The sequence below is a fragment of the Mycolicibacterium pulveris genome, from assembly GCF_010725725.1.
Classification (GTDB): Bacteria; Actinomycetota; Actinomycetes; order Mycobacteriales; family Mycobacteriaceae; genus Mycobacterium; species Mycobacterium pulveris.
On sequence record NZ_AP022599.1, the window covers coordinates 2,177,091 to 2,190,452 of the forward strand.

Here is a 13,362-nt window from a genome sequence, read left to right on the forward strand (position 1 = left end):
TAACCGGGCCGCCGCCGGGCATTGCACCTGCATGGCAAATCGCACACCGGGCATCTGGCCGGGTCTGTTGTTCGGACTGGGCTTCGGCGGCTTCATCGACGGGATCGTGCTGCACGAGATCCTGCAGTGGCATCACATGATCAGCCACGCCGAGTCACCGGACACCCTGGCCGGTCTGCAGCTCAACGTGGTGGCGGACGGCTTCTTCCATGTCGGCACCTGGCTGCTGGTGATGACCGGCTCGCTCCTGACCCTGCGGTCTTGGCGGCGCGGTGAGCTGGCGCCGAACTGGTCGTTCCACGTCGGGCTGCTTCTCGCGGGCTGGGGCATCTTCAATCTGGTCGAGGGCCTGATCAACCATCATCTGCTGAACGTGCACCACGTCCGCGACGACCTCGGGGCCCCGCTGTCCTGGGACATCGGGTTCCTGCTGTCCGGGGTCCTGCTGATCGGAGTCGGCTGGCTGTTGCACCGCCGCGGGGTGCGTCACCTCGCCGAGCCCCCGGTGACCTCGGCCCGCCCGTGACGTCACTTTCCTGACCGCCCCCACCTCCTACAATGGCGCCGTACCGGCGTATTGCGGCAGCAGGAGGTGAGGGGTTTGTCCCCGGCGTTCCCCGACGCCGCGGTGCTCGAGCACGCGCTGGACCTGGCCGCGCGTGCCCCGTCGGTCCGAAACACGCAGCCGTGGCGGTGGCACGTCGACCGCCACGGTGTCCAGCTGTTCGCCGACTGGGAGCGCAGTCTCGGCACCAGCGACGCCGACCGACGCGATGTGGTGCTCAGCTGCGGCGCCGTCCTGCACCACTGCGCGGTGGCGTTCTCCGCCGCGGGCTGGTCGAGCCGGATCCACCGTTTTCCCGAAGACGGATTGCTTGCCACCCTCGCGCTCGGACAGCGGACCCCGGGGAGCGGCAGCCTCGAGCTGGCCGAGGCAATCGGGCGCCGCCGCGCCGACCGGCGGCCTTACCGCGGTGAGTTGCCCGCCGGCACGCTCGAACTGCTGACGCTGCGAGCGGAGCGCTTCGCCGTGCGGGTGGCCGCAGTGCCCGGCATTCGGTGGGCCCGACTCGGCGAGGCCGAGTTCGCGCTGCGCTACGGTGGCGACGCTGCTGGGCATGCCGGTGACGACGCCGTGATGCTGGTGCTGGCCACCGATTCCGACGGCGACGCGGCGCGGCTGCGTGCCGACGAGGCGCTCAGCGATCTGACGCTGGCGGCGGCCGCTCTGGGGCTGGCCTCGTGTCCACTGACCGAACCCCTGCGCGACACGCGCAACCGCCTGGCGCTGGCCTGCGAGGTGTTCGACGCCGAGGCCCACCCGCAGGCGTTGATCCGGGTCGGTATGTCCGCCGCCGATGACCCACTGCCGCCGGTCGACCGACGATCCGTCGCGGAGACAACGACTTTCGACCTGAACTGAGCCCGTCAGCGGCTGCGCACCGCGAGCACCCTCTTGCGCAGACCCTTGGTCGCGGTGTCCATCAACCCCTGCGCCCCCTTGCGGACCAGGAATCCGGGCAGCGGAACCGTCGTCTCGACCGTCAGCTCCAGTCGCACGCGGGTGCGGTCTCCGTCCGGGGTCAGGGTGTAGCGACCGTCCTGCGCCTTCTGTTGCGAGGCACTGACCAGCGTCCAGCTGACGCCGTCGTCGTGCACCTTATAGTCGAGTATCTGTTCGTCGCTGATGCCGACGATCTTGACCACCTGGCGCGATCGCTTCGGCCGGCCCTGCTCGTCGCGTTCGAGGATTTCGACCCGCTCGTGGGCCGAGGACCAATCCGGCAGCGTCTCGAGGTCGTAGAGCACGGCGAGGATCTCCTCCGGCGTCGCCTCGATGACGATCTCGCGGGACTCGGTGATGGCCATGTCGGCGATTAGCCCGCCGTCGGCGGGTCGAAACGCGCACTCACGGGCGTCCACCCGCGGGCGGCGACGGCGCGCTGTCCTGACCGGCCGCCGCGACGGCGAGGCGTTCGATCCGCCGCAGCGCCTCGGCCAGCACCGGCAGATAGGCCGGCGCCCACAGCGGCGCGCTCATCCAGGCCCGGCAGCGCTGATCGCCGGGTTCGACTCCGTGCCGGGTGGCCGGCACTCCGGCCACCCGCCACCCCCACATCCGTCCCGGATCCAAATCGCTGATGGTGAACGGCAACGGAACCCCGACCGGCGTCCACACCCGCCCGGTGGCCCCGAGTTCGAAGCCCGGCCCGTCCAGCGCGGCGCCGGACACCGTCGGACCCCAGCGCGGCCAGGCGTCGAGGTCGACGAGGATCTGCCACACGGTGTCCGCGGGCGCCGGGATGTCTCTGCTCACCGTCCACATTCCGGCGGTGTACCCACTACGTCACGATCGCGATCGCGAAGCCGTCCCAGCCCTTGGTTCCGACGGTCTGGATCGCGGCCGTCTCCAGCCGTGGGTGCTTGCCCATCATCTCCAGCATGTCGCGCACGGCCTTGGCCTGATGGTCGTCCGGTGCGGGTTCCAGCACCCGGCCGAAGCGAGCGATGTTGTCCACCACGATGATTGCGCCGGGGTTGGCAAGCTTGATCGCCCACTCGACGTAGCCGACGTTGTTCTCCTTGTCGGCGTCGATGAACACCATGTCGAACCTCTCGCCGCGGCCGGCCAGCGTGGGCAGCGTGTCCAGCGCGGCACCGACGATGATCTCGACCCGATCGGCCACGCCCGCGTGGGCCAGGTTCTCGCGCGCCACCTCGGCGTGCGCGGGCTCGTACTCGAGCGTGACGACGCGACCGGCCGGCCCGACGCCGCGCGCCAGGTTGATGGTGCTGTAGCCGGCGAGTGTCCCGATCTCCAGCACGCGGGACGCCCGCGTCGCCGTCGCGAGCAGAGACAGCAGCTTGCCGTGTTGGGCCGACACCTCGATCGCGGGCATGCCTGCCGCGGCGGTCGACTCGCGCGCCGCGGTCAGCGCCGCGTCTTCGGTGTGCAACACGCGAGTGAACAGTTCGTCGAGGGCTTTCGGATCCGGATCCGCCACCCGACCGACGTTAGCCCATCGGGGTCAGGGCCTCAGGAAGACGTCGTCCAGCGTCACGGTGCGCAGCCGGCGCCCGCGGATGAGTTCGACGAGTTGGTCGTAGACCTGCGTGACGGGTTCGTGGTTGAGGTGGCCGACCACGATGGTCTGCGGGGTGAAGAATTGCTCGGCCATCCGGAGGACTTCGTCGGCAGGGATCCACGCGTGGTCCTTCAGGTCGCCCGACCACAGCGTCGTGGCGGTGTAGCCCAGTTCACCCGCCACCTTGTCGACGTGCTCGTTGTGCGCGCCGTACGGCGGTCGATAGTAGGGCCGGACATCGACTCCGTATGTCTTCCAGAGGAAGTCGTGGTTGTGGCGGAACTGCTCGGCGACATCGGTCAGCGGCAGCTTGGTCAGGTCCGGATGTGACCACGTGTGGTTGGCCAGCTGGATCTGCCCGCCGTCGACCAACGGCCGCAACAGGTCGACGTGGTCGGTCCACGACCGGTAGATGCCGTTGACGAAGTACGTCAGCCGCACGCCGGTGTCCTTGGCGAACTGGGTGTAGGCGTGAACCACCTCGCTGCTGACCCCGTCGTCGACGGTCAGCGCCAGCAGATCCCCGTCCCCGGGCAGGATGCTGAGCACCCCGTGCGGCAGTGCGATGCGGGCGGTCTTCGGCGGGGGCGGCAACAGTCTCGGGGCCGGTTTCGACGCTTCGGCCGCCACCCCCGCCACCTGCGGGCGACCGTCCGTGGCGCACCTGCTCAGACCGATCGCGCCCAGCGTCGCCACCGACAGACCCGCGATGAAGTGGCGCCGGTTGATCTCGGTCCCGGCGCGGGGGATGCGGGAGCGGCCGCTCATCGCCACTACTGTCCCGCGATCAGACGCAGAAGCGTCTCATTGCGCGGCGTGTCGCCACCTTGGGCCCGGCTCGCCGCTGGAATGTGGCGGAACTAGCGCTGCGGGACCGCGGTGGGCTTGATCGGTGCGGGCAGCGCGGTCTGCCCCATCAGGTACTGGTCGACGCCGGCCGCGGCGGCGCGGCCCTCGGCGATCGCCCATACGATCAGCGACTGGCCACGGCCCATGTCGCCGGCCACGAACACCCCGGGCACCGAGGTGGCGAAGTTGGCGTCGCGCGCGACGTTTCCGCGTTCGGTGAACTCCACGCCGAGATCGGTCAGGAGGCCGGCCCGTTCGGGTCCGACAAACCCCATGGCCAGCAGCACCAGATCGGCCTCCAGCGTGAACTCGGTGCCGTCGACCTTGACGAACTTGCCGTCTTCCATGCGGACCTCGTGGCCGCGCAGCCCGGTGACCTTTCCGCCGTTGCCGACGAATTCCTCGGTGTTGACCGAGTACACCCGCTCGCCGCCCTCCTCGTGCGCCGAGGACACCCGGTACATCAGCGGGTAGACCGGCCACGGCGTCGACTCGGCGCGGGTGTCCGGCGGGCGGGGCATGATCTCGAACTGGTGCACGCTCGTCGCGCCCTGCCGGTGCGCGGTGCCCAGGCAGTCGGCGCCGGTGTCGCCGCCGCCGATGATGACGACCTTCTTGCCCTTGGCGGTGATCGGCGGTTCCCCGTCCGGCCCCGTCACGGGATCGCCGTGCTGGACCCGGTTGGCCCACGGCAGGTACTCCATCGCCTGATGGATGCCGTCGAGCTCGCGGCCCGGGATCGGCAGATCGCGCCACGCTGTCGCGCCGCCGGCCAGCACCACCGCGTCGAAGTCCTTGCGCAGCTGCTGGGCCGTGAGGTCCACGCCGACGTTGACCCTCGGACAGAACTCGGTGCCCTCGGCGATCATCTGCTCCAGACGACGGTCGATGTGGCGCTTCTCCATCTTGAATTCCGGGATGCCGTAGCGCAGCAGGCCGCCGATGCGGTCGTCGCGCTCGAACACCGTCACGGCGTGACCGGCGCGGGTGAGCTGCTGGGCGGCGGCCAGGCCGGCCGGACCCGAGCCGACGACGGCGACGGTCTTGCCGGTACGCACAGCGGGCGGCAGCGGCACCACCCAACCCTCCTCGAAGGCCTTGTCGATGATCTCGACCTCGACCTGCTTGATGGTGACCGGATCCTGGTTGATGCCGAGCACACACGAGCCCTCGCACGGCGCGGGACACAGCCGTCCGGTGAACTCCGGGAAGTTGTTGGTGGCGTGCAGACGCTCGATCGCGTCGCGCCAGCGGCCGGTGCGGACCAGGTCGTTCCATTCGGGGATCAGGTTCCCGAGCGGACAACCGTTGTGGCAGAACGGAATCCCGCAGTCCATGCAGCGCGCCGCCTGCTCCTGCAGCGCGTCGTGGGAGAAGTCCTCGTACACCTCTTTCCAGTCGAGCAGGCGCAGCGGGACCGGCCGGCGCGGCGGGGTCTCGCGTCGGGTGTGCTTGAGGAAGCCGCGCGGATCAGCCACTTGCGGCCGCCATGATCGCTTCGGCAATTCCGTTCTCGTCAGCGCCGGTCCGTTCGGCGTCGGCGATCGCTTCCAGCACCCGCCGGTAGTCGCGGGGCATCACCTTGGTGAAGTGCTTCACGTGGGCGCTCCAGTCGTCGAGGATGCGCTGCCCGACAGCGGAATCGGTGGCGTCCACGTGGGCCTGGATCATGCCCTGCAGGTACTCCAGGTCCTCGTCGTCGAGGTCCTCGAGGTCCACCATCTCGGCGTTGAGGTTCTGCGGCAGCTTGTTGTCCGGGTCGTAGACGTAGGCGATGCCACCGGACATGCCGGCCGCGAAGTTGCGGCCGGTGGGGCCGAGGACGACCACCCGTCCGCCGGTCATGTACTCGCAGCCGTGGTCGCCGACGCCTTCGACGACCGCATGCGCGCCGGAGTTACGCACCGCGAACCGCTCCCCCACCTGACCGCGCAGAAACACCTGCCCGTTGGTGGCGCCGAACAGGATCACGTTGCCTGCGATGATGTTGTCCTCGGCGACGTAGTCGGCCGGCGCGTTGTCGGATGGCCGCACGACGATGCGGCCGCCCGAAAGCCCCTTGCCGACATAGTCGTTGGCGTCGCCGTACACCCGCAGCGTGATGCCCTTCGGAACGAACGCGCCGAAGCTGTTGCCCGCCGACCCGTCGAACGTGATATCGATGGTTCCGTCCTGAAGCCCCTGCCCGCCGTAGGCTTTGGTGACCTCGTGGCCGAGCATGGTGCCGACGGTGCGGTTGACGTTGGCGATCGTCGTCGAAAAACGAACGGGCGAAGCGGCATCTAAGGCTTCGCGGCACATCACGATCAGCTGCTGGTCGAGCGCCTTGTCCAGGCCGTGGTCCTGACGTGAGCTGCAGTACAGGTCCTGGTTCATGAACGCCGACTCGGGCTGGTGCAGCACCGGTGTCAGGTCCAGTTTGTGGGCCTTCCAGTGCTCGGCGGCCTTGGTGGTATCCAGTGCGTCGACCTGGCCGACCATCTCGTTGACGGTGCGGAAGCCCAACTGCGCCATCAGCTCGCGCACTTCCTCGGCGATGAACAGGAAGAAGTTCTCGACGAACTCCGGCTTGCCGGTGAAGCGTTGCCGCAGGATCGGGTTCTGCGTCGCCACCCCGACCGGGCAGGTGTCGAGGTGACACACCCGCATCATGATGCAGCCCGACACCACCAGGGGCGCGGTGGCGAAGCCGAACTCCTCGGCGCCGAGCAACGCTGCGATCACCACGTCGCGCCCGGTCTTGAGCTGGCCGTCGACCTGGACCACGATGCGGTCGCGAAGACCGTTGAGCAGCAACGTCTGCTGCGTCTCGGCCAAGCCGAGCTCCCACGGCGCACCCGCGTGCTTCATCGACGTCAGCGGCGTCGCTCCGGTTCCGCCGTCGTGGCCGGAGATCAGCACCACGTCGGCGTGCGCCTTCGAGACACCCGCTGCGACGGTGCCGACGCCCGTCTCGCTGACCAGCTTGACATGCACGCGAGCCTGCGGGTTGGCGTTCTTGAGGTCGTGGATCAGCTGGGCCAGATCCTCGATCGAGTAGATGTCGTGGTGCGGCGGGGGCGAGATCAGGCCCACACCGGGCGTGGAGTGCCGCACCTCGGCCACCCACGGGTAGACCTTGTTACCCGGAAGCTGGCCGCCCTCACCGGGTTTGGCTCCCTGGGCCATCTTGATCTGGATGTCGGTGCAGTTGGTCAGGTAGTGGCTGGTGACACCGAACCGGCCGGACGCCACCTGCTTGATGGCGCTGCGCCGCCAGTCGCCGTTCTCGTCGCGGTCGAACCGGCTGATGTGCTCACCGCCCTCACCTGAATTCGACCGGCCGCCAAGGCGGTTCATGGCGATGGCCAGCGTCTCGTGCGCCTCGGCGGAGATCGACCCGTAGCTCATCGCACCGGTCGAGAACCGCTTGACGATCTCGCTGGCCGGCTCCACCTCATCCAGCGGCACCGGCGAGCGGACGCCGTCTTTGAACTTGAGCAGCCCGCGTAGCGAGGCCATCCGTTCGCTCTGGTCGTCGACCAGCTTGGTGTACTCCTTGAAGATCGAGTACTGGCCGGTGCGGGTGGAGTGCTGCAGCTTGAACACGGTGTCGGGATTGAACAGGTGGTATTCACCCTCACGCCGCCACTGGTATTCGCCGCCGACCTCGAGTTCGCGGTGCGCCCACTCGGTGGGCTGGTCGAGGTAGGCCAGCCGGTGGCGGGCGGCCACGTCGTCGGCGATGTCGTCGAGGTCGATGCCGCCGACCGGGCACGTCAGCCCCGTGAAGTACTCGTCGAGCACCTGCTGGCTGATGCCGATGGCCTGGAACAGCTGCGCCCCGGTGTAGGAGGCCAGCGTCGAGATGCCCATCTTGGACATCACCTTCAGCACACCCTTGCCCGCGGCCTTGACGTAGTTCTTCTTGGCCGTCTCGCTGTCGAGCTCGGTCAGCACACCACGGTCGACCATGTCCTCGATCGACTCGAACACCATGTACGGGTTGATCGCGGCGGCACCGAATCCGACCAGGCACGCCATGTGGTGCACCTCGCGCGCGTCGCCGCATTCGACGACCAAGCCGACCTGGGTGCGGGTGCGGTCGCGCACCAGGTGATGGTGCACGGCCGACACGGCCAACAGCGACGGGATCGGCGCCATCTGCTCGTTGGACTCGCGGTCGGACAGCACGATGATTCGGGCGCCGTCGCGGATGGCCGCCGACACCTTGGCGCGCACGTTGTCGAGCGCTTCCTTGAGGCCCTGGCCGCCCCGGTTCACCGGGAACAGGCAGCGGATCACGGCGGTGGACAGGCCGTGGCGGCGGCCGTCGATCTCCTGCTCGGGGTCGAGGTTGACCAGCTTGGCCAGCTCGTGGTTGCGGATGATCGGCTGCGACAGCACGATCTGGCGGCACGACTCCGGTCCCGGGTTCAGCAGGTCGCCCTCCGGGCCCATCGCACCCTGCAGGCTGGTCACCACCTCTTCGCGGATCGCGTCCAGCGGCGGGTTGGTGACCTGGGCGAACATCTGGTGGAAGTAGTCGAACAACATCCGCGGCCGCGCGGACAGCACCGCGATCGGGGTGTCGGTGCCCATCGAGCCGATCGGCTCGGCGCCGGTGCGGGCCATCGGCGCGACGAGCAGGTTGAGTTCCTCGTAGGTGTAGCCGAAAGCCTGCTGGCGCAACACCACTCGGTGGTGCGGCATCCGCACATAGTCGCCCTGCGGCAGCTCGTCGAGACGAAACAGGCCTTGGTCGAGCCATTCCTGATAGGGATGCTCGGCGGCGAGTTCGGCCTTGATCTCCTCGTCGTCGACGATGCGGCCCTGGGCGGTGTCGACCAGGAACATTCGGCCGGGCTGCAGCCGCATCTTGCGCACCACGGTCGACGGGTCCAGGTTGAGCACGCCGGCCTCCGACGCCATCACGACGAGGCCGTCGGCGGTCACCCAGATCCGTGACGGCCGAAGGCCGTTGCGGTCCAGCACCGCGCCGATCACGGTCCCGTCGGTGAAACACACCGACGCCGGGCCGTCCCACGGCTCCATCAACGAGTCGTGGAACTCGTAGAACGCCCGGCGAGCCGGATCCATCGACTCGTGACGCTCCCAGGCCTCCGGGATCATCATCAGCACCGCGTGCGGAAGGCTGCGGCCCCCCAGGTGCAGCAACTCCAGCACCTCGTCGAACCGCGCGGTGTCGGACGCGCCGGGGGTGCAGACCGGGGTGATCTTCTCCAGGTCGGACCCGAACAGATCGGTGCGGATCAGCGCCTCGCGGGCGCGCATCCAGTTCTCGTTGCCGGTGACGGTGTTGATCTCGCCGTTGTGGGCGATGCGTCGGAACGGGTGCGCCAGCGGCCACGACGGAAACGTGTTGGTGGAGAACCGCGAGTGCACGATGCCCAGCGCACTGGTGAGCCGCTCGTCCTGCAGATCCAGGTAGAACGCCTTGAGCTGCGGCGTGGTCAGCATGCCCTTGTAGACGAAGGTCTGCCCGGAAAGACTTGGGAAGTAGACGGTTTCGCGCCCGGGCCCGTCCTGGCCGGGGCCGCGGGTGCCCAACTCGTGTTCGGCGCGCTTGCGCACCACGTAGGCGCGACGCTCCAAGTCCATGCCGGAGGCGCCCGCGATGAACAGTTGGCGAAACGTCGGCATCGCGTCGCGCGCCAGGGCCCCCAACGAGGACTCGTCGGTGGGCACCTCGCGCCAGCCCAGCACCTGAAGCCCTTCGGCCTCGGCGATCTTCTCGACGGCCTCACAGGCCGCCGCGGCGTCCTTGGACGACTGCGGCAGGAACGCGATGCCCGTCGCGTAGCTGCCGTAGGGGGGCAGTTCGAAAGCCCCCTGTTCCTTCAGAACAGCCCGCAGGAACTCATCGGGCACCTGCAGCAGGATGCCCGCCCCGTCGCCGGTGTGCGGCTCTGCGCCCTGGGCACCGCGGTGCTCCAGGTTCAACAGCGCGGTGATGGCCTTGTCGACGATGTCGCGACTGCGACGACCGTGCATGTCGGCCACCATGGCCACGCCGCACGCATCGTGCTCGAACGCGGGGTTGTAGAGCCCTTGAATCCTGGGCGTCATTCCCACCTATCCCTTTTCCGCACGCCTTGAAGCTGTTTTCACGGCGGCCGTACAGCGGCGTTGCGGCCGGCCTGCGAGGGGCGCCTCCGTGCTGCACCGAACGACGGCCTTATCCCAACTCGCTTAAGTGGAGAAAACGATATGACAAACCATGCCTGACATGCCAACTTAGTGGACCCTAACCACCCGGTGGCCGCTCGTTGGACCCGTCGTCTGCCTGCCGCCGTCGTATCAGCGAATACCGTTGCAGCTCTGTACTTTTCGATTAGATAAGCCGAGGGCCGCCGTGTCAAGGGACTGGACAATCCTAACTTTTCGCAGGTCTTCTGATTTGCTGTGAGACTCAGCCCACACCTACAGGCTGGGTGAACTTCATCACAGACCCTTTGCGCAAAGCCTAGTCAGATTCTTAGAGAACGGCGCGCACGCTCGCTTCGGGCGACAAATCCAGCCTTCGCAGCAGTTGCGCGTTGATTGCCACCACCACGGTGGACGCCGACATCAGCAGCGCGCCGACCGACATCGGCATCACAAAGCCCACCGGCGCCAGCACACCGGCCGCCAACGGCACCGCGATCAGGTTGTATCCGGCTGCCCACCAAAGGTTTTGCTTCATCTTGCGATACGCCGCCTTGGACAGCTCGATCACCGAGAGCACTGACCGCGGATCGGAACTGGCGAGGATCACCCCTGCCGAGGCGATCGCCACATCGGTGCCCGCACCGATCGCGATACCGACGTCCGCCTGCGCCAGCGCCGGTGCGTCGTTGACCCCGTCACCGACCATCGCGACCTTGAGCCCTTCGGCTTGCAGCGACGCCACCTTGGCGGCCTTGTCCTCGGGCCGGACCCCGGCGAAGACCCGGTCGATGCCCAGTTGGGCAGCCACCGAGTCGGCGACCGCCTGCGCGTCACCGGTGATCATCATCACCTTGATGCCGAGCCGGTGCAGCGCGTCCACGGCCTGCCGCGACTCCTCGCGCACCTCGTCGGCCAAGGCCAACGCGCCCACGGGGGTCCCGTCGACGAGCACGTGCAGGATCGTCGCGCCCTGCTCGCGCCACCGCTGTACCTCGGGCAGCTCTTCTTGATCGGCTTCGGATAGCAGCCGTGGGCCCCCGACCTGGACCGTGCGGCCGTCCACCCGCGCGCTGACGCCGACGGCGGGCGAGGACGTGAAGTCCGACCAGGCAGGCAGGTTCAGCGCGCGCCGACGGGCGGTCTCCACGATCGCCCTGGCCAGCGGGTGCTCGGAATCGGCCTCGGCGGCGGCGGCGAGCGCAACCACCTCGTCGTCGGAATGGCCCGCCGCGGTCACAACGGCGATCACCGTGGGCTCGCCCTTCGTCAGCGTGCCGGTCTTGTCGAACAGCACCGCGCCCACCGTGCGCATGCTCTCCAACGCGAGCCTGTCCTTGACCAGCACGCCGCCCCGCGCGGCGCGTTCGGTCGCGATCGAGACCACCAGGGGGATCGCCAGCCCCAGCGCGTGCGGGCAGGCGATCACCAGCACCGTGATCGTGCGGATGACCGCAAGCTGGGGTACACCGACGAAACCCCAGACCACCGCGGTGATCGCGGCCGCCCCCAGCGCGAACCAGAACAGCCAGCCCGCGGCGACGTCGGCGATTCGCTGCGCCCGTGACGACGAGTTCTGCGCCTCGGTCACCAGCCGCTGGATGCCTGCGAGCGCGGTGTCGTCGCCCACGGCGGTCACCTTCACCCGCAGCCCCGAGTCGGTGGCGACGGTGCCCGCGACCACGTGATCGCCGACGCCGCGGCGCACCGGCCGCGATTCGCCGGTGACCATCGACTCGTCGACGTCCGCGGTGCCGTCGACGATCTCGCCGTCGGCGGGCACGCTGCCGCCGGGCCGCACGATCACGACGTCGCCGGTGCGCAGGTCGGCGGGCGCGACGAGCTCGACATCGTCACCCACCACCCGTTCGGCCTCGTCGGGCAGCAGCGCCGCCAGCGAATCGAGCGCGGAAGTGGTCTGCGCCAGCGAGCGCATCTCGATCCAGTGGCCGAACAGCATGATCACGATCAGCAGCGCCAGCTCCCACCAGAAGTCGAGCTGGTGGTGCAGCAGGCCCAGGCTCGCACCCCATGACGACAGGAACGCGACGGTCAGCGCCAGGCCGATCAGCAACATCATTCCCGGTGTGCGGGAACGGATTTCACTGATGGCACCGGTGAGGAACGGACGGCCACCCCAGAGGTACATCACCGTGCCCAGCACCGGTGATACCCACCGCGCCCCGGCCACGTCGGGCACCGAATAGCCGAGGATCATCGCGAACATCTCCGACAGCCCGGCCGTCGGGATCGCAAGCACCAGCATGATCCAGAACAGCCGCCGGAACTGCGCGACGTGATCCGCGTGACCACCGTGCCCGCCATGACCGCCGTGTTCGCCGTGTTGGGTCCTCGCCGGCTGGGAGGCGGCGTGGCCGACGTGGGTGTCGTGTTGGGTCATGGCGATACTCTATACCCCCTAGGGGTATATGGCCAGACCTGAGCGGTCAGGCTGGTTCGCGATGTCATACCCGCTGTGTACCCCGCTCGGCCGGTTCGGCGTGGTGACGCGCGAAGAGGGGCCGCACCGCTGCGTGGCCTCGATCCCCGTGGGCGGGGCCGTCAACCCGCTGACCGCCGCGCCGACCATCGCGCCGCTGGCGATGCTCGTGGATCACGTCGGAGGCCTGGTCAACCACCACCGCCGCGAAGCCGACGAGTGGACGGTCACCAGCGAGTTGTCGTTGGAGTTGATCCCCGAGGCGGTGGACGTCGTCGCGTCGGCACCCGATGTGCCGGTGGTCGCGACGGCCCGACCGTTCGGCCCCAAGGATGAGGTCGCGCTGGGTCTGTGCGAGTTCACCCACCGCGACGTCGTCCTGGCCACCGCGACCGTGCGCTCCTTCTTCATCCGCGCGGCCGGCCGGGTCTCGAAATTCCCCGACGGTCCGACAGGCCCGCCGCCGCCCGTCCCACTCGCCGAGAAGATGGCCGTCACCGTGGCCGAAGGGGGCGGCGCCGGACAAGTGCTTGCGCAGGCATCCGATCCGGTGCTCAACAACAGCCTCGGCATCGTGCACGGCGGCGTTTCGGCCATGGCGCTCGAGATGGTCGCCTCGGCGGCGCTCAACGCCAGCCGCCCGCACGAACCGCTGCGCACGGCGTCGCTGCGGGTCAACTTCCTGCGCGAGTTCCGCAGTGGTGCCCAATCTCGTTACGTGGGAACCACTTTGCGGGTCGGACGCCGCACCGGCGTCGCCGAGGCGCAAGCGCTGCACGCCGACGGTCCGCCGGCGATCATCGCGCGGGTCACCGCCTACCGCTAGAAAGCCGGTGTTCG

General features: G+C 68.6%; 10 protein-coding genes. 3 read left to right on the forward strand and 7 right to left on the reverse strand.

What is annotated here, in order from left to right; genetic code table 11:
- Nucleotides 1-31: 31 nt before the first annotated feature.
- Together G6N28_RS10465 and G6N28_RS10470 are read left to right on the forward strand one after the other, a co-directional pair.
- A complete protein-coding gene (locus G6N28_RS10465; protein WP_163900007.1) occupies nucleotides 32-526 on the forward strand; it encodes a DUF2243 domain-containing protein in 495 nt (164 codons plus the stop codon).
- A 66-nt stretch (nucleotides 527-592) separates the two neighbouring features.
- Nucleotides 593-1,423 (forward strand): nitroreductase, encoded by an 831-nt coding sequence (locus G6N28_RS10470; protein ID WP_308207199.1) that lies wholly within the window; start codon nucleotides 593-595, stop codon nucleotides 1,421-1,423.
- A gap of 5 nt (nucleotides 1,424-1,428) precedes the next feature.
- On the opposite strand, the gene G6N28_RS10475 is transcribed toward G6N28_RS10470, so the two are convergent.
- The 7 genes from G6N28_RS10475 to G6N28_RS10505 all read right to left on the reverse strand — a co-directional run bounded on the left by G6N28_RS10475 (nucleotide 1,429) and on the right by G6N28_RS10505 (nucleotide 12,483).
- The gene (locus tag G6N28_RS10475; RefSeq protein ID WP_163900011.1) at nucleotides 1,429-1,869 is read right to left on the reverse strand and encodes an SRPBCC family protein; all 441 of its coding nucleotides are present in this window, start codon (nucleotides 1,867-1,869) and stop codon (nucleotides 1,429-1,431) included.
- 40 nt (nucleotides 1,870-1,909) lie between these two features.
- Complete coding sequence (locus G6N28_RS10480) at nucleotides 1,910-2,326, reverse strand: SRPBCC family protein (RefSeq protein WP_128110393.1); 417 nt, start codon at nucleotides 2,324-2,326, stop codon at nucleotides 1,910-1,912.
- A gap of 16 nt (nucleotides 2,327-2,342) precedes the next feature.
- Nucleotides 2,343-3,005 (reverse strand): O-methyltransferase, encoded by a 663-nt coding sequence (locus tag G6N28_RS10485; RefSeq protein WP_163900013.1) that lies wholly within the window; start codon nucleotides 3,003-3,005, stop codon nucleotides 2,343-2,345.
- Nucleotides 3,006-3,029: 24 nt separating this feature from the next.
- Entirely contained in the window at nucleotides 3,030-3,815 is a 786-nt protein-coding gene (locus tag G6N28_RS10490; protein WP_163906087.1) for a polysaccharide deacetylase family protein, read from the reverse strand.
- 131 nt (nucleotides 3,816-3,946) lie between these two features.
- Entirely contained in the window at nucleotides 3,947-5,413 is a 1,467-nt protein-coding gene (locus tag G6N28_RS10495; RefSeq protein WP_163900015.1) for a glutamate synthase subunit beta, read from the reverse strand.
- Nucleotides 5,406-10,004: a glutamate synthase large subunit gene (gltB, locus tag G6N28_RS10500; protein ID WP_163900017.1), complete on the reverse strand. Its 4,599-nt coding sequence runs from the start codon at nucleotides 10,002-10,004 to the stop codon at nucleotides 5,406-5,408. The genes G6N28_RS10495 and gltB overlap by 8 nt, the downstream gene beginning before the upstream one ends.
- A gap of 409 nt (nucleotides 10,005-10,413) precedes the next feature.
- The gene (locus tag G6N28_RS10505) at nucleotides 10,414-12,483 is read right to left on the reverse strand and encodes a heavy metal translocating P-type ATPase (protein WP_163900019.1); all 2,070 of its coding nucleotides are present in this window, start codon (nucleotides 12,481-12,483) and stop codon (nucleotides 10,414-10,416) included.
- A 61-nt stretch (nucleotides 12,484-12,544) separates the two neighbouring features.
- Between G6N28_RS10505 and G6N28_RS10510 the strand changes: the two genes are divergently transcribed.
- On the forward strand, nucleotides 12,545-13,348 hold the full coding sequence (locus G6N28_RS10510; protein ID WP_163900021.1) for a PaaI family thioesterase: 804 nt from the start codon (nucleotides 12,545-12,547) through the stop codon (nucleotides 13,346-13,348).
- Nucleotides 13,349-13,362 lie beyond the last annotated feature (14 nt).

What these genes read in the sequence shown, in the direction of transcription:
- G6N28_RS10465 (WP_163900007.1), top strand. Translation starts at nt 32, where the DNA reads ATGGCAAATCGCACACCGGGCATCTGGCCGGGTCTGTTGTTCGGACTG.
- gltB (WP_163900017.1), bottom strand. Translation starts at nt 10,004, where the DNA reads ATGACGCCCAGGATTCAAGGGCTCTACAACCCCGCGTTCGAGCACGAT.
- G6N28_RS10505 (WP_163900019.1), bottom strand. Translation starts at nt 12,483, where the DNA reads ATGACCCAACACGACACCCACGTCGGCCACGCCGCCTCCCAGCCGGCG.
- G6N28_RS10510 (WP_163900021.1), top strand. Translation starts at nt 12,545, where the DNA reads ATGTCATACCCGCTGTGTACCCCGCTCGGCCGGTTCGGCGTGGTGACG.
- G6N28_RS10480 (WP_128110393.1), bottom strand. Translation starts at nt 2,326, where the DNA reads ATGTGGACGGTGAGCAGAGACATCCCGGCGCCCGCGGACACCGTGTGG.
- G6N28_RS10475 (WP_163900011.1), bottom strand. Translation starts at nt 1,869, where the DNA reads ATGGCCATCACCGAGTCCCGCGAGATCGTCATCGAGGCGACGCCGGAG.